21 protein-coding genes are annotated in these 18,986 nt (G+C 61.7%); 10 read left to right on the forward strand and 11 right to left on the reverse strand.

Annotated features, from left to right (window positions below):
- From ACFQX9_RS29570 to ACFQX9_RS29595, 6 genes are all read right to left on the reverse strand, one after another.
- On the reverse strand, nt 1–1,229 hold a 1,229-nt coding region (locus ACFQX9_RS29570; protein WP_377791270.1), incomplete at its 3' end, for a helix-hairpin-helix domain-containing protein.
- Nucleotides 1,230–2,347: 1,118 nt separating this feature from the next.
- Nucleotides 2,348–2,758, reverse strand: coding sequence for a hypothetical protein (locus ACFQX9_RS29575; protein WP_377791271.1), 411 nt, complete (start codon nt 2,756–2,758; stop codon nt 2,348–2,350).
- Between the two features lie 62 nt (nt 2,759–2,820).
- On the reverse strand, nt 2,821–3,084 hold the full coding sequence (locus tag ACFQX9_RS29580; RefSeq protein WP_007611688.1) for a GlsB/YeaQ/YmgE family stress response membrane protein: 264 nt from the start codon (nt 3,082–3,084) through the stop codon (nt 2,821–2,823).
- Nucleotides 3,085–3,111: 27 nt separating this feature from the next.
- Nucleotides 3,112–3,570 carry a YidB family protein gene (locus ACFQX9_RS29585; RefSeq protein ID WP_231190556.1) on the reverse strand — a complete coding sequence of 153 codons (459 nt, stop codon included), beginning with the start codon at nt 3,568–3,570 and terminating at the stop codon, nt 3,112–3,114.
- 75 nt (nt 3,571–3,645) lie between these two features.
- Nucleotides 3,646–4,266 carry a hypothetical protein gene (locus ACFQX9_RS29590; protein WP_377791272.1) on the reverse strand — a complete coding sequence of 207 codons (621 nt, stop codon included), beginning with the start codon at nt 4,264–4,266 and terminating at the stop codon, nt 3,646–3,648.
- Nucleotides 4,267–4,301: 35 nt separating this feature from the next.
- Nucleotides 4,302–4,622, reverse strand: coding sequence for a hypothetical protein (locus ACFQX9_RS29595; RefSeq protein ID WP_377791273.1), 321 nt, complete (start codon nt 4,620–4,622; stop codon nt 4,302–4,304).
- A 397-nt stretch (nt 4,623–5,019) separates the two neighbouring features.
- On the opposite strand from ACFQX9_RS29595, the gene ACFQX9_RS29600 reads away from it, so the two are divergent.
- A complete protein-coding gene (locus ACFQX9_RS29600; protein WP_106946902.1) occupies nt 5,020–5,205 on the forward strand; it encodes a DUF3606 domain-containing protein in 186 nt (61 codons plus the stop codon).
- Nucleotides 5,206–5,240: 35 nt separating this feature from the next.
- Here ACFQX9_RS29600 and ACFQX9_RS29605 read toward each other — a convergent pair whose 3' ends face one another.
- Entirely contained in the window at nt 5,241–6,140 is a 900-nt protein-coding gene (locus ACFQX9_RS29605) for a 3'-5' exonuclease (protein ID WP_377791274.1), read from the reverse strand.
- Nucleotides 6,141–6,433: 293 nt separating this feature from the next.
- Here ACFQX9_RS29605 and ACFQX9_RS29610 point away from each other — a divergent pair, with 293 nt between their 5' ends.
- The 3 genes from ACFQX9_RS29610 (at nt 6,434) to ACFQX9_RS29620 (ending at nt 8,635) form a co-directional block, all read left to right on the forward strand.
- A complete protein-coding gene (locus ACFQX9_RS29610; protein ID WP_377791275.1) occupies nt 6,434–6,997 on the forward strand; it encodes a hypothetical protein in 564 nt (187 codons plus the stop codon).
- Between the two features lie 294 nt (nt 6,998–7,291).
- Nucleotides 7,292–8,152, forward strand: coding sequence for an IS21-like element helper ATPase IstB (gene istB / locus ACFQX9_RS29615; RefSeq protein WP_377791276.1), 861 nt, complete (start codon nt 7,292–7,294; stop codon nt 8,150–8,152).
- Between the two features lie 282 nt (nt 8,153–8,434).
- Nucleotides 8,435–8,635 (forward strand): hypothetical protein, encoded by a 201-nt coding sequence (locus tag ACFQX9_RS29620; RefSeq protein WP_377791277.1) that lies wholly within the window; start codon nt 8,435–8,437, stop codon nt 8,633–8,635.
- A gap of 218 nt (nt 8,636–8,853) precedes the next feature.
- Here ACFQX9_RS29620 and ACFQX9_RS29625 read toward each other — a convergent pair whose 3' ends face one another.
- Complete coding sequence (locus ACFQX9_RS29625) at nt 8,854–9,918, reverse strand: methyltransferase domain-containing protein (RefSeq protein WP_377791278.1); 1,065 nt, start codon at nt 9,916–9,918, stop codon at nt 8,854–8,856.
- 197 nt (nt 9,919–10,115) lie between these two features.
- Here ACFQX9_RS29625 and ACFQX9_RS29630 point away from each other — a divergent pair, with 197 nt between their 5' ends.
- The 3 genes from ACFQX9_RS29630 to ACFQX9_RS29640 all read left to right on the forward strand — a co-directional run bounded on the left by ACFQX9_RS29630 (nt 10,116) and on the right by ACFQX9_RS29640 (nt 13,224).
- Entirely contained in the window at nt 10,116–10,709 is a 594-nt protein-coding gene (locus tag ACFQX9_RS29630) for a TetR/AcrR family transcriptional regulator (protein ID WP_377791279.1), read from the forward strand.
- A 9-nt stretch (nt 10,710–10,718) separates the two neighbouring features.
- Nucleotides 10,719–12,824 carry an alpha/beta fold hydrolase gene (locus ACFQX9_RS29635; RefSeq protein ID WP_377791280.1) on the forward strand — a complete coding sequence of 702 codons (2,106 nt, stop codon included), beginning with the start codon at nt 10,719–10,721 and terminating at the stop codon, nt 12,822–12,824.
- Nucleotides 12,825–13,008: 184 nt separating this feature from the next.
- Nucleotides 13,009–13,224 carry a hypothetical protein gene (locus tag ACFQX9_RS29640; RefSeq protein WP_377791281.1) on the forward strand — a complete coding sequence of 72 codons (216 nt, stop codon included), beginning with the start codon at nt 13,009–13,011 and terminating at the stop codon, nt 13,222–13,224.
- Nucleotides 13,225–13,234: 10 nt separating this feature from the next.
- Here ACFQX9_RS29640 and ACFQX9_RS29645 read toward each other — a convergent pair whose 3' ends face one another.
- On the reverse strand, nt 13,235–13,417 hold the full coding sequence (locus tag ACFQX9_RS29645; protein ID WP_377791282.1) for a hypothetical protein: 183 nt from the start codon (nt 13,415–13,417) through the stop codon (nt 13,235–13,237).
- A 246-nt stretch (nt 13,418–13,663) separates the two neighbouring features.
- On the opposite strand from ACFQX9_RS29645, the gene ACFQX9_RS29650 reads away from it, so the two are divergent.
- The 3 genes from ACFQX9_RS29650 (at nt 13,664) to ACFQX9_RS29660 (ending at nt 16,933) form a co-directional block, all read left to right on the forward strand.
- Complete coding sequence (locus tag ACFQX9_RS29650; RefSeq protein ID WP_377791283.1) at nt 13,664–14,083, forward strand: CopG family transcriptional regulator; 420 nt, start codon at nt 13,664–13,666, stop codon at nt 14,081–14,083.
- A 4-nt stretch (nt 14,084–14,087) separates the two neighbouring features.
- Nucleotides 14,088–15,287 (forward strand): alpha/beta hydrolase family esterase, encoded by a 1,200-nt coding sequence (locus ACFQX9_RS29655; protein WP_377791284.1) that lies wholly within the window; start codon nt 14,088–14,090, stop codon nt 15,285–15,287.
- A gap of 455 nt (nt 15,288–15,742) precedes the next feature.
- Nucleotides 15,743–16,933 carry a cytochrome P450 gene (locus tag ACFQX9_RS29660; protein ID WP_377791286.1) on the forward strand — a complete coding sequence of 397 codons (1,191 nt, stop codon included), beginning with the start codon at nt 15,743–15,745 and terminating at the stop codon, nt 16,931–16,933.
- A 332-nt stretch (nt 16,934–17,265) separates the two neighbouring features.
- Here ACFQX9_RS29660 and ACFQX9_RS29665 read toward each other — a convergent pair whose 3' ends face one another.
- Both ACFQX9_RS29665 and ACFQX9_RS29670 read right to left on the reverse strand, forming a co-directional pair.
- Nucleotides 17,266–18,183: an NAD(P)H-hydrate dehydratase gene (locus ACFQX9_RS29665; protein ID WP_377791287.1), complete on the reverse strand. Its 918-nt coding sequence runs from the start codon at nt 18,181–18,183 to the stop codon at nt 17,266–17,268.
- A complete protein-coding gene (locus ACFQX9_RS29670; protein ID WP_377791288.1) occupies nt 18,180–18,944 on the reverse strand; it encodes a histidine phosphatase family protein in 765 nt (254 codons plus the stop codon). Before ACFQX9_RS29670 ends, ACFQX9_RS29665 begins: the two co-directional genes overlap by 4 nt.
- Nucleotides 18,945–18,986 lie beyond the last annotated feature (42 nt).

Genomic DNA, 18,986 nt, shown 5'->3' on the forward strand with positions numbered 1-18,986 from the left:
TGCAGCACGTCGTCTGCATAGTCCAGCGAGCCGTCGGCCAGAATGTCGGACTCGATGCCTTTCAGGATCCGGAAATCCTTGCCGAAGCGCTTGTTCAACCGGTCCGCGTCCCGGTGCTGCTGCGCGATCTCTTCCTCCGAGAGACCGCCTGCGTAGTGCGCGGACTTGGAGTGGTCGGCGACCCCGAAATACTCGAAGCCGCGCTGGCGCGTCGCCTTGGCCATCGTCTCCAAGGTCTCCGTGCCGTCGGAGGCATCGGTGTGGCAGTGAAGGATTCCGCGCAGGTCCTTGTCAGTGACGAGCTTCGGCAACTTGCCCTTCAGCGCCAGCTCGACCTCGCCGCGGCCCTCACGGAGTTCAGGATCGATGAACGGCAGGCCGAGGGCACTATAGATCTGGGCCTCGTCGCCGGCGATCAGGGTGCGACCCTTGTGCAGCCCGTCGCTCTCCAGCCGCATTCCTTTCTCCGCGGCCAAAGCCTGGAGCCTCTCGATGTGAGCGGCTGAGCCGGTGCCGAAAAGAAGGGCGGCGCCGAAGTGATTGCGGTCGGACAAGCGGATTTGCAGTCCGTCCGCCGCCGAAGCATTCGCCGCCTTCTGGATCTTGACAGCCTCCGCGACGATCGTGAGGTCGCCGACGAGTTCGCAGCCGCGGCGGAAGTCGCCTGCGATCGTCACGCGTTTAAGCTCCGGCCGGGCCTTGCGGAGCGAATCCTTGGCGTGCGCGAGCAGGACGGCGGCACGGTGCAGATGGAGGCGGCCTTCTCCGCTTTTCGCGATGGCCAGGTTCTGCAGGATCTTGGCTTGCAGCGCGGCGCCGAGACCTTTGGCCTTCTTGATACGGTCGTCGTTGGCGGCGGCCTCCAACTCGGCGAGCGAGGTGATACCGAGATCCTTGTAAAGCCGCAGCACCTTCTCGGGGCGGAGGCCGGGAACGGCGAGCATCTCGAGCACGCCCTCGGGTATCTCCTTCCGGAGCTTTTCCAGGGTCGGATGAGAGCCCGTCTTGTGAAGCTTGGCGATAATGTCGGCGATCGCCTCGCCGACGCCGGGGATTTCCTTGAGCCGGTCTTCAGCGATCAGCACATGCAGAGGGACGGCAAGGGCTGCCAGGCTGTCGGCGGCCCGGGAACAGGCTTTTGCCCGGTAGGGGTTGCCGCCGCGCAAGGCGGTGCGCTGCGCATATTCCCGCAGCAGGTTTGCTACACCACGGGTGTCGAGGGAAGGCATTCAACAAGCCTCCCGTCCCGCGTCCTGCGACCTCGGCGGACTAAAGCAAGTCCCAGCGCCCGAGCCTTGGCCAGGCGGACGGTCGAGAGACCTCTCCAGCCTCTGGGCTGCCCGGAAGTCTTCAAGGTGCTGCGTGTTAGGAGTGTAAGCTGCCTCCTTCTTGAGAAGATTATAGATCCGCCCGGCCAGCAGCTGCAGATGCTTCATCCTGCCGTGCGGCATGGATCGGGCCTTGCATAGAGCTCGGACAGCGTAAGCCCGAAAGTAGTCGAAAGCGTCTGACATAATGTCGATAACGCTCGGTCTCCCCTATGGTTCGGTTACTGGCCTGGCCCTGCTGGAAGGGCGCCCCAAAGCATCGGCTCGACCCAACGCCTAGAAACGAAACGCAGCAGCGTGGCTTCTTCGCCAAAGGAGTCGCGCAATGAAACGCTTTGGCATTGCAGTTGTCTTAGCTATCGTCATCCCTTGCGCAGCATTTGCGCAAGGTGGGGGTGGAGGCGGCGGCGGTAGTGCCGGCGGATCTGCCGGTGGAAGCGCTGGCGGCGCGTCGTCGTCTGCAGGTGCAGGGGGCTCAACTGCAGCATCTCCGTCCGCTACAGGAGGCGCAGGCCCCGCGAACTCGGGCGGGACGGCAAGCCCGTCGGCTACTGCCCCGAATGCAAATACCCATCCAACCACCGGCACCACCAATGCGACTAACCGGTATCGCCAATGGTACTCCTACTCCTCAATCCGGGCTCAATCAGGGAGCGACCAATGGAAACAGCACGAATGCCGCAAGCCCCGGCACCAATGCTGCCGGAACCGCAGCTTCATCCGGAACGCCTGCTGCCAATACCCAAGGGGCCGCCGCGGGCGGCATCGGTCGGCCGACGACCACTGATCAACACGATAGTGACGCCAAGATCGATCAGGAGAACAGCACAGTCGACCAGACCGTGAAAAAGATATGCAAAAATTGCTAAAGTTTCGACGACAGAGGTGATGGGCCACAGAAGCTTCGGCGTCAGGCGCGGCAAAGCGAGGAGGCCCCAGGCCTGTTCGGGTGCATTAAGGGGTCTAACTCAAAAGGGTGAGCTTCCATCCACTCGCGCGCTGCCACACTGAGCCGCAGCTCAGCCTACCGACGGCGGTGAAAAGCGATTCGCAAGCAGCAGCAACATTGGTTCGCGACCGCCCGGCTCCGAACGGTCAGACCTCACGTTTTCGGACTTGGCTGCGGCGCGGGCGCGGCTTGAGGAGGTGTCGGATTGCTCTGCTGCTGAGGCGGCGTGGGGTCGCCGCCGGCATGAGGAACGCACGTACCGATATTGCTGAGCAGCCGTTTGGCCTGGAGGTCGCGCCTTTGTGTATTCGCGTCGTCGCTCGATGTTGGCTGCGGCCCATCGGTCCCAGGCCTCGAAAGCGTCCGTATAGTGCTTTCGCATCTGCTCCTCGGCGGCAAGGCAATCGGCGAACTTGTCGAAAACCAGGTTGGTGTTGACCGGGGTCATGCCTCCTACCAGGACAACGAGCATCCATTTCATCGTGCCGATCGCCTTTTGCGCCGGGCGAATTCTCCGCTAACGCGAAGAATTCCGTCCGTTGGTTAGATGGCCCGGCGGCTGCGACCGGCCACAAAACCGTAGACGAGAAGCACGATGATGGCGCCTACCACTGCCCCCACTAGTCCTGCGCCTTCTCCGGGCCGATACCAGCCCAGAGATTGGCCAAGATAGGTCGCAACGAACGCACCCACGATCCCCAGGATCGTAGTTAGGATGAAACCTGAGGGCTCGTTGTCGCCGGGCATGATGAACTTCGCGATAACGCCTGCGATGAAACCGATGATGATCGTCCAGATTATGCTCATGTCTCTCCCTCGAGGCTTGCGATAGTGTTATCCCGCCGATTGCGCCGGGAGACGTCCGTCAGGCGTGTACTTGTCCACGGCCGTCGGAAGTTCGCGCGACAATCGGTCGAGGATCTCCTGCTGAGACAGGCCGGTCTGCTGCTCCAGTTTTTGAAGAACGTCCGGACCGATAGCCTGCTGGAGCTCGGGCGGAGTGACTTCGCGGTTTGGCCCCTGATTGATCCAGGATTGAGCCGCGTCGCCCTGTCCGTTCTGCTTGAAGTGCTCGAGCAACTCGCCGATCCCGCCATTCAGCAGCGAACCGACGCCACCGCCTCCCACAAGGCCACCAAGATTGCCGAGCATGCCGCTCAGGGAATCCTTGGCACCCGCCGGCTGACCGGAGGTAGCATTGCGAAACATGTCGGCGAGCTTGTCCCGATTTTGATAACCGGCGATTGCGAGCATACCCAAGAGGGCGGTCATCGATGGCATTCCGCGGCTCATTTCGGCTCCTGAGTTCGATAATGGGTAATCGTGCGCAAGAAATGGCGGCCCGCCTGGTGTGCGGGCGGCGGTTATTCATCGCATTCCGGTGCCGTAGAGTTGGCGTTCTCTGCGGACCTCCTCCGCCCCGTAAGGTTTGGCGGAGGGATCGTAGCTCTTCCACCCGGCCTTCTGCCAGACTGCGCTTCGGTCGCGCAGATTGACCGCGGACTGGTTCAGGATCGCTTCATATCGCGCGCGGTCCGCATCTGCCACACGAGCCGAAACCAGCGTGCCGCCGCGCCTCACACCTTCGGCGTAGAGTGGTGCTTCCTCGTCGGATACGCCAGCCTGCGTCAACGCCCCGACGACTCCGCCCGTCGCGCCGCCGGCAACGGCTCCGAGCGCGGTGGACGCGAGCCATCCGGCCGCCACTACCGGACCGAGGCCGGGGATAGCCAACAAACCAAGGCCCGCGAGCAAACCGGCCGCGCCACCAAGACCTGCGCCGAGGCCCGCTCCCGTAGCCGCGCCTTCCGCCCGATCGTCAACCCCATCGCGATCGCGATCGACTTTCCTGTCGGTGCTGTACCAGTTGTCCGAATTGTTCGCGACGATGCTCAAATCCGAATGCGGCACGCCCGCGGACTCCAGGCTCGTCACCGCGCGCTGCGCATCGGAATAGTTGTCGTAGAGACGTGAAATCGTAATGGTCATCTTGGATCCCTCTAAATCTTCGCTGCTGCGCGAAATTATTTGGCCGCGTTGACGTTGCCCTGGAAATCCAGGCTCACCTTGGATGAGGCGCCGCCTTTACTGGCCTTTCCGCGCCAAACGCCGTTGTCGTCCTTCTTCAGCGATGTGACGTTCGTGTAGCCCGCGTCCTCGATCTTGGATTTGGCCTGGCCCTCGGTGAAGCTGTTGGCGCCTGCAACCGGCTTGCTGGAATTGTTCTGGCCGGAACTGTTGACCGCATTATTGTTGGGCCGATCGGCAGCCGGCGGCTTTTGCGCAAACGACGGGCCGGCGAGTAGCGAGGCCGCCGTCAGCAGAAGAAGAAATTTATTGTTCATGTCGTCCTCCAATAGTGGCACGGCACAACAGGTGCTGGTCCGAGAAGTTCCAAGTTTGCCCGGTCCAGTCGGCTTGGGTGGAGGGGTCCTCAGGGCAACTACAAGATGGCAGCTGGCGCCGTCGCGTACTGCGCGAGGTCTGCGTCCTCGCCTCATGATGCCGAACAGTGCTGCCTCTTGACGACATCATTCGTTTGGTTCGACTTGGCGCGACCACTGTTGGAAAGCATCGAAGCAGCCGCGACAGGAGGGGCTAGATACACCTGTCGAGCTACGCCGATGCAGGCCGGTCCATCCCGGTTGCCGCCCGCCGTCGCGCTCGGATAGAGGGACCGTTCCGGAACCTGCGAATCCTTACAACGTTGCATTGCCATTAGATTCGCAGAAGGAGGACTTGATGGCAGCCGCGAAGAAGAAGACTGCGCGAGGACGTAAGCAGGACCGGGCGCGCGTCGCGGGCGGGCAGAAGCACGAAGTCGGCTATGAGGCGAAGAAGACCGGACGGTCCGCGCCCGCGGTCAAGAAGGCGGTCAAGAAAGTAGGCAATTCCCGTAAGCGGGTCGAGAAGCGTCTCGGGCGCTGATGCGCAGGCGGCGGCTTCTTCCCGAGCTGCCGACCTCAGATCCGGCTGGAGAAGCGCGTGAAAGCGGTCAGCGTCTGCAGCCGCGGCTCCACGTCGCGAAGATAGATCTCTGACCGGAGAAATGCGAGCTCCGCGTCGAGCGCGGACTCGCAGACGTCGACATACCAGGACTTTGGCCGACCGTCCGTGCCGTCGCTCCAGCGATAGCCGCGCCGCTTCAGCGAATCCTTGAGTTCGAACGGCGACTGTTCGGCCCAGATCCGGATGGTCTTCTGTCGTGCGGTCTCGAGCAGGACGGCGAGCGCGGGCGCGCCGGTCGTTGGTAGGTCGAAGTCCAAGATCTCGAGCAGCGCGTGACAGTCGTCAACCGCGCGGTGCGCCTGGTGAAAATAGCCGGCGCCATTCAGAAGGTAGCCGAGCTTCGCTCCATCGAAGCCGTGCTGCCGCCACTGGACCTCGGTCGCGGAACATGCCCACGCCTTGCGCTCGAAGACGGGCCAGTAGCGTTCGGAAAACTTCCGATCGAATCCACTGTTGTGCGCGATGACCAGGACCACGGAATCATCGACGAAGGCGTTCACGGCGGCCTCGTCGATGTTGTGGCCGGCCACCATTTCGTCGGTGATGCCGGTAAGCGCCGTGATCTCGGCCGGGATCGGCTTGGACGGCTCATTGAAGGCGGAGAACGTGTCCCTGACATCAATGATGCGCCCGTCCGGCGTGTAGGCGAACTTGACCATGCCGAGCTCGATGACTTCGTCTTTGCGGTGGTCGAGGCCGGCGGTTTCGGTGTCGAGCAGGATGCCGATCCTCGTTTCCTGTCCGGAGGCCGGCATCGACGTTGGCCGTGGTACCAGGCGCCGCAGCACCCGGTAGTCGCTCGATCGGCCTAGTACCTCGGCCATCGCGGCCAGATCCGATGCGTCTTGAAACATCTCTTCTCGTGGTGAGCCGATGAGGTAGTCCCGTCAGGCCCCACAATATCGGGACCGCTCGGCGTGAGATATCTGAAAGACAAGCAATTCACGAGCTTTTCGGGAGTGTCGGTGCAGTTGAGTCGTCTTGCAGGGGCGCTCGCGCAGCGGCTGCCGAGCGCGAGCGCTACGAATGTGGCGCAGCCAGGCCCCTGCCCAGGCGCCACCGCTGAGCCATCTTCGCCGCTTGTTTAGCGCTGAAGGCTGGTCGAACTACGGCTCGTTAACGCTGTGGCGTGTAGGTTTGAGGGGCCATGCAATACACAGACGGTTCTTTCGCCGATGTGAAGTCCATCAGTCAGCAGGCCATGTGCCGGTTTTGGGCACGCACGGCCGGCAATCTGCGCTTCCCTTCTCTAGATCAGTTCAGGCCGGAAGCGCGGCTGCATGACCCAAAACAACTGATCATCTGGAGTGTTGAGCGCCGGGCAGACGGGCAAACGTTTCGAGCGCTTTACCAAGGCGCCAGCGTAGGAGAGGTCTTCAATTCGAGCTGGGCCGGAAAATCGATGGAAGAGGTTCTGCCACCGGCGTTGAAGGAGTTCGGTCTAGCTGCCGCCGAACAATGCGTGTCCAGCGGCTGCGCCATCTACAACGTGTTTTCGACCTACAACAGCGGGGGCCATACGATCGATTGTGAGCGCTTGCTCCTGCCTTTGGGACAAGCGGACCGGGTCGAGCAAATGGTTGGCTCGCTTCAACTGATCAGCATGGCGGGATCGTTCAACCGCGAGACCGTCATCCGACACTTCGAATGGAAAACGGACGTATCCTGCGCAATCCGCATCTACGCTTCACGCGGTCTCCGGCAATCATGACATTGACGAGCGAGGAGCGGGAGCGCATCGCACTTCTTAGGATGCGGGGCTAAGGAATGGGGCACATCGGGCGGGTATCGGACGGCTACACAGCCCCGGCGTATGGTGCCGACCCCGGATTGCTACGGTCCCACTGGTGCGTGATCGTTTACGATCTGCAGCTATATTTGGGTACATGGAATCCTCGTACGACTCCGAGCGCGAGGCCGTCGCGGCAGTGCTGGATCCGTCTCCACCGCCGTCGTTGTTACGCTCTCTTGCCGAATACGAAGCTGTGGTCGGTGGAGGCTTCTGATGGCGTGGGGAAAGAAGATAATAGAAGAAACGATTGATCCGCTCGATGCCATGCTGGCGCGATTGCAGCTCTCCTGCATCCGCGATCAGCTCGACAGCCTGCTCGACGAGGCGGCGCGCGCGAACCTGTCGGCGCGTGAGACGCTGATCCTGCTGTGCGAGCGCGAGATCGCACGCAAGGATCATCGCCGCATCGAGATGGCGCTGAAGCTCGCACACTTCCCAGCCGTCAAGGAACTGGCGGGCTTCGACTTCGAGGCGCAGCCGTCGATCGATCCCAAACAGATCCGTGACCTTGCCGCGTCACGTTGGATCGCCAACGGAGAGAACGTGCTGTTGCTCGGGCCACCCGGAGTCGGCAAGACGCACTTGTCGATCTCGCTGGGGCGAGAGGCGATCCTGGCCGGGTACACGGTGCAGTTCACCACGGCGACGACGCTGGTCGCAGGCCTTGCCAAGGCCCATGGCGAACGGCGTCTGGACGAGAAACTGCTCGCGCTATCGAAGCCAAAGCTGCTGATCGTCGACGAGCTCGGCTACCTGCCGCTGGAACCTGACGCGGCACATCTGTTCTTCCAACTGGTCAGCCGGCGCTACGAAACTGGCGCCATGCTGATCACCTCGAACCGCAGTGTTGCCGAATGGGGCACCGTGTTCGCTGATCCCGTGGTCGCCACCGCGATCCTCGACCGGCTCTTGCACCACAGCCACGTGCTGACGATCCGCGGCGACAGCTACCGGCTCCGAGCCAAGCGCAAGAGCGGCCTCATCAAGACGCCGACCGCCGGTGACGGCCCTCCGGTCGGCTCCGCCTCCCTCCGGCCCGTCACCGGCGGAAACAACCTTCAACCGAAATCATAATCCCGATGGTGGGGGGCAGTTCTTCATGACGCAAAGGGGGCAGTTCCGGATGGCGTTTGACACTCAGGCAGTGGAACGGGCTCGGCCGGATGCCGTTGGTCTGGCGGGTCCGCGCGAATGCAGGGCCTGCGTGGCTCCGCCCTCTAGCCCCCCAGCCCCCCAAAGGCGGTGCCACGCTCAATCTCGCAGTCATTCCGCAGAATTCTTCGTTGGCCGTAACTTGCGTGAATCCCCGGCCGGCCGGTTTCAGGCAGAATGCTGCTTTCGCTGGGGAGACCTCCAATGTTCGATACTGAAACCACCGCGCTTTTGCGCGCGGTCCTCCTCGAGGTGTGCGAAAGCGTGTCACGCTACGAGAGCTCTGCCCGCACCCACGTGGCCTCCATGATCCTCGAAGCTGCCAGCAAGGGCGAGACGTCGGTTGACGGGCTGAAGCAGATCGGCAGGAGTGCACTTCGCGAGGCCCCGATAGTGCGGAATTGATCTGCTCTGAAGCGGAGCAGCGCGGCCAGAGCCGCCCGGCTCTACTAAGGTGCGTACGCATTCAGCGGCTGGACGTCTGATGTCCGTTTGCCGTCAGCATCTGCCCAAGAGCGGATCACCTCCGAGCTCGCAGATGGGCCGGAAGCTGACCAACTTAGCAGCAGAAAGGACGGACCAAGGAATTCGGGCGGCGCGCTTGCGAGATGCCGGCCACGTTTTCATGTCCTCGCTTCCAGCACTATATTGAACGGACCCTGGGTGGCGCGACGGACCTGACGGAAGCCACCTTCCTTCAGCACCTCAGTGAGCTTTGCCTCCCCAGCCTGCGCGCCGAGTGCTTCGCCGACTTCTTGGGCCATCGAGGTCGGTACGCAAATCATCGTCGATGCATTATAGTAGAGACGGCTGACCGGATTGCCGACATTGTCGACCGGATCATCCGCGGCAATCGGCTCTACGATCATCCAGGAACCACCGGGCTTAAGCAGGCTCCGCACATGCCTTGCGCAGCCGCGGGGATCACCCATGTCGTGCAGGCAGTCGAACATGGTGACGAGATCGAAGTCTCGCTCAGCGATGTCCTTGGCGCGCGCGGTCACGAAGCGGACGCGGTCGGCGAGACCGTGCGCCATGGCGTGTGCGTTGGCCTGCTCAATGGACGGCGCATGGAAATCATAGCCGACGAATATGCTCTGCGGGAACGCCTTCGCCATCAGCAAGGTTGAAAAGCCGACCCCGCATCCGATGTCGGCTACCTTGATACCCTCGGAGAGCTTCGTGGGCATGCCCTCCAGCGCCGGTAGCCAAGACTGCACGATGTTGTTGACATAGCCCGGACGAAAGAAGGAGCCAACAGCACAGAACAAGCAGCCCGAGCTTTCACCCCAAGCAACGCCGTTTCCGTTCCTGAATGCGGCTTCGACCATCGGTCGCCCTTCCACCATCGCCGCCGCAAGGTCGAAAGCGCCTTCCAAGTAGACGGGACTGTCCTTCACGGCAAATACCATTGCCTGTTCAGGTGTCAGACTGAACCGCTGGTCTGTCTTGTCGATGGTGATGTAGCCGTTCGCGGCCTGTGCAAAGGCCCATTCACGGACGCACCTTTCGGTCAGGCCGGTTCGTTGTGCGAGTTCAGAAGCAGTCGCGGGGCCGTCGCGGTGCAGCGCCTGGAACAGGCCGAGACGGAAGCCGATCCCAGCCGTCGGTACACTAAAGGCCCCGCCCAAGTCCCCCAGCATCTTTCCGACGAGGGCGCCAAGTCTGTCATTGTCCACTGTTCGCATGACTCAGTCCTTCTCTGGCTTTCGAGTTGAACAACAGTCAGATCTAAATTCGGTCGGTCGGCCGAATTATGTGCTGCGATGATGCGCGGAGTCAAGTAGGCTGTCTCTTGTTGACTGTGACCACGGCGCGCCCGACGTTCGGCCGATGGACCGAATGCTGTAGCCAAGGAAGGGGGACACGGATGCCGCGAAACGGCGTGAAGGCAGACACCAGGACGGTAGTGCTGGAGTCCGCAAAGAAGGTGCTTAGGCAAAAAGGATACGCCAAGCTGTCCACCCGCGATGTTGCTGCCGCGGCTGGTGTCCCACTCAGCCAGATCCATTATCATTTCGGTTCGAAACAAGGGATGATGCTGGCGCTGTTCGAGTACCTCAACTCGCAGCTACTCGCCCGCCAGAACGCACTGTTTCGAGATTCCGCGCTAAAGCTGTCCGAGCAGTGGGACCGTGCCTGCGACTATCTCGACGAGGACATAGCCTCGGGATACGTTCGCGTGCTGCAGGAGCTGATGGCTGCCAGCTGGGGTGACGGCCCCGTGGCAAAAGTGGTCCAGGCCGGCATCATGGGCTGGATCAAGCTGATCACGGACCTCGCCCGCCGAGCCGAGCGCGAATTCGGCGGTCTCGGCCCCTTCACGGCCGAGGAGGTCGCCGCGTTGGTCGCCCACGCCTTTATCGGCGCGGAGAGCCACTACCTGCTCGGATTGGAAAAGAAAGGCGTTCCTGTCCGGCCGGCTCTTCGGCGCTTTGGAGATCTTATTCGGATCGTCGAGAGCGCTCACCGAAAATGAGGTGCTGACATGCGCGCCAAGCTTCCAGTTTTCGAAGGAATAGTTGAACGTAACGGTGTGAAGCTTCACTACGAGATCTACGGTAGCGGCCCGGAAACTATCATCTTCGTGCCACCGTGGAGCATCGTTCATTCGCGGGTTTACAAAGCGCAATTGCCCTGGTTCAGCGAGCGCTTCCGCTGCGTCACTTATGACAGCCGAGGCAATGGCCGATCCGATCGGCCGGACGAAGTGGCGGCCTATACGCTGGACAACTACGTCGCAGATGCACTTGCCGTCATGGATGCGGCACGAGCTGGCACTGCCATTCTTGTCGGCCTCTCGCTCGGCGGGATGATCGCATCTGTGATAGCGGCTCACCATGCGGAACGCGTCAAGGCCGCGATCCTGGTCGGTGCATCGGCCAGCGTAGGGCCCGCCTATCCTTACATGACGCCGGACCACTTTCAGGCCAGGCGCGCAGAGTTCAAGGACTGGGACAAATACAACAACGCCTACTGGCTCTCGAACTATCAGGATTTCGCGGCTTACTTCGTCGGCTCCATCTTCTCCGAGCCACATTCGACCAAGCAAATCGAGGACGCCGTGGGCTGGGCCAGCGAGACTACGGGATCCATCCTCGCCAGGACGGTGAACGCGCGGACGATACCGCCGGCCTTCGATGCGAGCGAGGCCATGTATCGCAAAATCAGCTGCCCGGTCCTGATGATCCATGGCAACGACGATCGAATCCAGCCACATGCGCGAGCGCAAATCGTGGCCGACCTGACAGGTGCGGAGTTAACGACCCTCGAGGGAGGAGGCCACAATCCACTCGGTCGCTTTCCGGCGAAGTGCAACACCCTGATTGCAGATTTTTTGCAGCGCCGGCTCGGCCTGGCTGCTCGGCCTAAACGGACTCCTGCGCGGCCAGGGCCGAAGCGCGTCCTCTACCTGTCATCCCCAATCGGGCTCGGCCACGCCCGTCGTGACATCGCCATCACGCGGCAGTTACGTAACGTGCTTCCTGATCTGCAGGTCCACTGGCTGGCACAGGACCCGGTCACCCGGTTGCTCGAAGCGGGTGGCGAGACCGTTCATCCGCTCAGCGGTCGCCTGGCCAGTGAAACCCGCCATATCGAAATGGAATCCGGCGAACATGAACTGCATGCCTTTCAGGCGATTCGCCGAATGGACGAAGTGCTGATCGCCAACTTCATGACATTTCAGGATGCCGTCGAGGAGTTGCGTTATGACCTCGTGATCGCCGACGAGGCGTGGGACATCGATCACTACTGGCACGAGCATCCCGAACTGAAACGGGCACCGCTGGTGTGGTTCACTGACTTCGTCGGGTTCGTTCCGATGCCCTCAGGTGGCGAACACGAGGCATTCCTGACAACCGATTACAATGCCGAGATGATCGAGCATGTAGAACGGCATCCCGGCGTGCGTGATCGCGCGATCTTTGTCGGAAACGCGGACGACGTCATTCCTCGGTCGTTCGGTAGGGATCTTCCCGAAATGCCGAACTGGGTGCCTAAGCACTTCGAGTTCGCGGGTTACATTCTCGGTGAACACCCGCAGACATTCGGGCCGCGCTCCGAGCTTCGACGACGGCTCGGCTACCGAGACGGGGAGCGCGTCTGCATCGTCACGGTGGGCGGTTCAGGCGTCGGTGCGCCGCTCATCCGGCGCGTTTTGGAGAGTTATCCGCTGGTACGGTCCAGGATACCGGAGTTGCGCATGATCGTGATCGCCGGTCCCCGGATTGATCCGGCGACATTGAGCGCTCCGGCCGGCGTTGAAGTTCGATCATTCGTGGCCGATCTTGACCGACATCTCGCAGCCTGCGACCTGGCCATCGTGCAGGGCGGACTTACGACGTGCATGGAGCTGACAGCGGCTGGCACCCCCTTCATCTATTTCCCGCTGCAGAATCATTTCGAACAGAACTACCATGTGGCATATCGACTGGATCGCTATAGCGCCGGCCGGCGTATGAACTATGCGGGCTCAACTCCCGAGATGATTGCTGAAGCGACTATCCGCGCCCTGACCGAGCCGACGTTCTCTAAACCGGTCGAAAGCGGCGGCGCAGCACGCGCGGCGCACATGCTTGCGGAATTGCTCTGATGCCGCAGCCGGCCGCAGTGTCGATCCGTGCTTGAAGCTGCTGTAGGTCAGGCCGAACTACGAGCTCGTGTTGCCGGCCACGTGGCGGCGCGTCCGCTCCGCGTCGCAGCGAGAAATCGACATAGATGCTCGCAGCTGCCTTCGGACAATCTGGAACGGATGATCGTCCATTCGATTGGTCGGTATGAGCGAGCGAGTTCTCTACGAAAGCAGCAATGGTGACGTCTGGGCGCTGACGCGAGATCCGCAGACGAATACGCCCGTCGTGAAGCACCAGCCCAACATCGGCTCAGGGGGCCAAGTCTCCTATACGGATATCGGCCAATTCCTGCGCAGTGGCGCCCGGGGTCCAGAGCGTCAGCAATTGCTGAAGCTGATCGACACGCCGCTGGAGGACTGAGAGAAGGCGCTCAGGCCGACCATTTGTCCTCCTCACGGCGCGCTTCGTCGTCGTTGATGCGCTCGGCCAGGTCGGCAGCGGTTTCATGATCCTCCGTAGTGGCGATGGGCTCGCCATCTTGCTTCTTGATCTTTTGTCCTTCGGCGGTCACCGGAAAATCATGGGGTGCTAATCGCTTCTTGGAAGTGGACATGTGTCTTCCTCCTAGCCGCGATGATAACACGCTAACCAACGAGCCCTCAGTTGATTTCAGACGGTTAGACCTGACGGCCGGACGAAGGGTCCGTCCTATCCTCGGAAGGTTCGCGAAACGGCTGCGGATCCCGCCCCGAAACCGCGGCGGCGGGAGATGTTTGCCTGCCGCCTTGAAATTCCCCCAGTTAATGTCCATTTACCATCCAGCCGCCATCCTTCTGGATGGTCCCAATGGATGTACCTAATGACCGACAATGTACGCGAACTGCGACCCCGGACCCCGGATACGGAGAAGATCACAATCAACCTGGGCTATGTGGACCTCGGCCAGGTCGATCTCATGGTGCAGGAAGGGTTTTATTCGAACCGCACCGATTTCATCCGGACGGCGATCCGCAACCAGCTCGAGCGGCACGCGGATGTGGTCAAGCAATCGACGGCCCGTAAAAGTCTCGACCTGGGGCTGCGTAATTATTCCCGCGTCGATCTCGAGAGGGCGCGGCGCGACGGCGAGATGCTGCACATCAACGTCCTCGGCTTGGCGACCATCGACCAGGACGTCACGCCCGAACTGGCGCGCGCCACAATCGCCTCGGTCTCGGTGCTCGGAGCCCTTCATGCCAGCCCCGCGGTCAAGGCCGCTCTCGCCGACCGAACGAGGTGAAACGATGCTGAATCCAGACATGGTCCGGGAAGCGACCCGCCTCACACGTGCCGGCCAACTGGTCGAAGCCACTGCAGTGCTGCAGCGAATGCTGCGCGGCCATGACGGCCCCGCAGCGACAAGCGGAAATGCTGCGCCTGTCGAGCATGCGAGGCTCGAGCCGCCGACACTCGAGCTGAAGGCCAATGTCGTCGAGGAGAGGGAGAGCGGGCCGTGCACGCAAGCCACCCCTGCCAAACGCCACAAAGGCCGCGCGCCCTTCGGCGGCATTAAAGATCTTTCCGATTTCAGCCTGCCAGGTCCGGTCGGGCGCGCTCCACTGTCCAAGGCGGATATTGCACCGGACGGCACAAGGTTCGTCGCTGCCAGCTTCACCAACGCGGCGGGAAGTCGGACCTACAAGCTGTTCATTCCCAGCCGCTCTGATAGAGGACCGCGTCCCCTCATTGTCATGCTTCACGGCTGCACTCAGTCACCGGACGATTTCGCCGCCGGCACCCGGATGAATTTTCTGGCGGACGAGCGGAATTGCTTCGTTGTCTATCCGGAGCAGGCACGCAGCGCCAACCATGCGAAATGCTGGAACTGGTTTCGCACGGGGGACCAGATGCGGGATGGTGGCGAGCCTTCGCTGATCGCCGGCATCACGCGCCAGATCATGCAGGAGCATCCTATCGATCCCAAGCGCGTCTACGTCGCAGGCCTGTCGGCCGGCGGGGCCGCCGCGGCCATCATGGGTGCGACGTACCCCGACCTATACGCCGCCATCGGCATCCACTCCGGCCTGGCCTGCGGGGCTGCCAGCGACCTTCCGTCCGCCCTGGCCGCTATGCAGCAGGGCAGTGCTGGACCGATCGGGACGGCTGGCGCGTCGGTGCCGACTATCGTCTTCCATGGCGATCGCGACACCACGGTGCATCCGAGCAATGCTGACCGGATTCTCCGTGGGCCGGGCGAAGATGCGAGCGTGAGGACGAAGATTCTTCGCGGGCGAGTACCTGAGGGGCACGCGTATACCCGCACTATCTTTACCGATGGAGGTGGCGTGGACATGTCCGAGCACTGGAGCGTCCACGGCGCCGCCCATGCCTGGTCGGGAGGCAGTCCTGCCGGGTCCTACACGGATCCGCACGGGCCGGACGCGACCAGGGAGATGCTGCGTTTCTTCCTCGAGCATTCGCTGGCAAGCTTCACGCGGAGATAGGGCGCTGCCTGAATTCACAATCGCCGCATCCGGTTTGACTGAACGCGACGGAGCAACCCGCCGGTGGGGGTCTAATCAGGCCTCGACCGGTCCGGAGAAAATGGAACCCGCCGGTGTGGTGCGCGGAAGCAGCAGTGGTCGTTCGGTTCACCTCGCCGGCTCCGCAGCGACGTGCTCAGAAACGATCGCGCATTGCAAACAGGACCGATCCAGGCATCCAGACGCGGATTTGGGGTGTGCGCAGACATCCGATCGCCGAAGCGCTCCTTTAGCGGAGGAAGCACAGTGTCACAGCTTGATAGGTGCCTCTCGCCTCTTGAAATCGCCTCAGCACTTCTGCCTCTTTCGATAGAAAAGCCTATCGTTTGCCGTTGTCTGTGAACGAATCCGCGCTGATGATAGTTTAGCCCATTGCGCTTGCCCTACCTCGGCTCATACTAGGGAGTGGACGACGGATGACCTACGTGACAGACCGCTCGAGCCCCTTGGACGAGACGATCACCATCGCGGACCTCATTCGCGATCCCTATCCGATCTACAAGCGCTTGAGGCGCCAAGCGCCCGTGTTGCGGGTCAAATCAGTGGGCCGCACGTTTCTCACCAAGGCCGCTGACACTAGGTACATCAAAGACAATCCAACCTTGTTCAGCTCCAATGATCCGAACACGCCCATGAAGCGCGCCTTTCTTGCACATACGCTGATGCGGAAGGACCACGAGGAGCACCGGAGCGAACGCATGGCTATGATGCCCGCCTTGATGCCGAAGACAATTGAATCTGTCTGGGCGGCGCTATATGCGGACCTCGCGGAGAGGTATCTCGACCGTTTGCCGCGCGGCGAGGTTGTTGATCTGTTTCCAGCGCTCGCGGGGCCCCTTGCTGCACGGATTCTGGCGCATGCGATGGGCGTTCCGGATGCGAGCGATGAGGACATGCAGCGGTGGTCGCAGATGCTGATTGACGGTGCCGGCAATTTCGGCTGGACGCCCGGCCCTTTCCAAGCAACCGACATCGCCAACGCGGAGATGGATAGATGCATCCGGGCTAATGCCGAGCGGGTGCGAGCCGAGCCAGACTCCTCCGCCCTCTCCTTCATGGTGAATGCAAAGAATCCGATTCCGGAAAGCCAGATGATCGCCAACGTGAAAATCGCAATTGGCGGCGGCATCAACGAGCCGCGCGACGCTCTGCTGACGGTCCTCTACGGCCTTTTGACCAACCTCGATCAGCTTGAGGCCGTGCGCGCAGAGGGCAAATGGCGCGCAGCCTTCGAGGAAGGAATCCGATGGGTGGCGCCGATCCAGGCCAGTTCACGGCTTGTAATGGAGGACACGGAAATTCGCGACTACTTCATCCCGAAGGGCGAAACCGTTATGACAATCCAGGCCTCCGCCAACCGGGACGAGGAGGTCTTCCAAGACGGTGAAAACTATAACGCCCTTCGCGAACCCAACCCTCACCAGGCGTTTGGGAATGGCCCGCATCATTGCGCGGGCGCGCACCTTTCGCGGCGAACTGTGGGGGACGTCCTCCTACCGCTGCTGTTCGATCGCTTCCCTAAAATGACCTTGCCTGATCCAGTGAGTGTGCGCTGGCACGGATTCGGTTTCCGCGGCCCGCTCAATCTGCCGGTTCTGCTGCAGTAGCCTCCGAGCCGCCTGCAGCCGCATTCGACACAGATAAAGCCGACAAAGCTCTTAGTGGGACACTTCGCCGGGTTTTGTCAGAAGAGAGATAGATGGCTCCCGGGCAAGCTCCCGAGCTAACTCGCGGGACCGCTAGGTACCAATTGGAGCCCGCGCAGCACGAAGTTCGAGATCAGCGGCCTCCAATTACGCCGTCCGAAATAGCTGAACGTGTTCGGCATACGTAGTAATGATCTAGGGAAATCGCGGTCTCCTGAAGCGCGACGGCAGCGCCGGGGCAAGAGCCGGGAGCCATCACCAAATCTCAGGAGGCTGTCTAGAGCTTTACTCGCTTATAGATCGCCGCCCCCCGGCCTCTGAACGGAAAGCCCGCCGACAGATTGCATTAGCCGTGGAATATCAGCCGGGATCTCCCGTGCGAGTAGTCCCAGTTGTCCGTTACGTTCCACCCACCTACGTCCGGCTTCGCCGTGAAGAAAGACGGCCCACGCCATTGCCACTAAGGGAGGGGCGCCGCGGGCAGCCAAGCCTGCGACGATTCCAGCCAAAACGTCTCCCGATCCGGACGTGCCGAGAGCAATAGGACCTTGCTCGAAGCAGAGTTCTTCTCCTTGGGGCGAAACGACGTGTGTGCGCCCTCCCTTCATGGCGACGACGGCATCGAGCATGAGCGCCGCGGACAGCGCCGCAGCGACCGGATCGGCCTCGATTTCCTTCTTGTCCATCCGCAGAAACGTCGCCATCTCTCCCGAATGGGGAGTTACGATGGTGCTCCGTCCGGTCGGCGCGGCAACTCCGTGCGAAGTCCTGAGTGACGTGAAGGCGGATGCATCGAGCACGAAAGCCGGCCTGGTGGCACGACCGGTCAGTTCGGCTCGCAATTCCGCGATGGGTGCCTCGTCGATGAGGCCGGGACCCATCAGGACCGCATCGGCTTCCTTTGCGAGATCGACCAAGCGGACCGAATTCGACGGGTCGATCTCGCCACTGCAGGTCTCGCGGCAGCCGATAATCATCGCTTCGGGCATGGCCATCCCAAGATGGGAGGCATTCGATTTGCAGGTCGCTATCTGAAGAACTCCTGCTCCGGACCGGAGAGCGCCTAGCCCCGCCAAGAGCGCGGCACCTGGCACTTCGACGCTTCCCGCGATGATCAGAACCCGCCCACGGGAATGCTTGTCCCCGCTTCCATCGTGGTCTGGGAGCGGATTCGCCGAAAGATAGGCGGCGTCGATCTTCACTTCGCTCATCGGGCGGCCACGTTCTCATCCGGCGCGGTCGTGACCGGGGCGCCCTCGCGCTCCAAGGGCGCAACAAAATTATATCTCTGCAGGACCAGCCCCTGCGGACTTTCGGTCATCGCCAGGTCGTATTCCGTCACGGCGCAGTTCGCGACGTCCCCCTCGGAATCGATCGTCAATATTCGAGCTTCGTCCAGATTTTCCAACAGGTACCGCATGCAGAGGACAACGACTTGATGGGCCACGATCAGCACGCGCTTTCCGCTGTAGTGCAGGCTGATGCTGTCGAGGACGCTCCTGAGCCTCAGGATGACGTCGCACCAGCTTTCGCCGGCCGGAGGTCTGAAGTAGAACTTTCCGACCCGTGCGCGCGCTTCCGCCAGGTCGGGGTGGCGCTGTTCGATGCCGAGCCGTGTCAATCTGTCTAGGATTCCGAACTCCTTTTCCCGCAACCGTTCATCTATGACGAGATGCACGAAATCTGGCGCGATCCCTCCCCCGCCTCGGATCGCATCGGCGGTGCTTTTAGCCCGAAGGTAGGGCGAACTGAGGATGACGTTGGGCCGCCCCTCCGGCGGTAAGGATGCGAACCAGTGGCTTAAAGCGTCGGCCTGCCGTTCGCCGAGTTCGCTTAGAGGTACGTCGACGTCGCGGGCTTCGATTTTGATCCAGGCCTCGCCCGCGGCATGCGCTGCGTCACGGGCGACATTACCTGCGCTCTCTCCGTGACGGACGATCCATAGCTTTGTCGGCCAGCGCTGCAAAATCACTCTCTCGCTTTCAGTGCGACCTTAACGGAACTCCAAACGCTC

Origin of the sequence: Bradyrhizobium sp. GCM10028915 (assembly GCF_042666195.1) — a bacterium.
Taxonomy (GTDB): domain Bacteria; phylum Pseudomonadota; class Alphaproteobacteria; order Rhizobiales; family Xanthobacteraceae; genus Bradyrhizobium; species Bradyrhizobium canariense_D.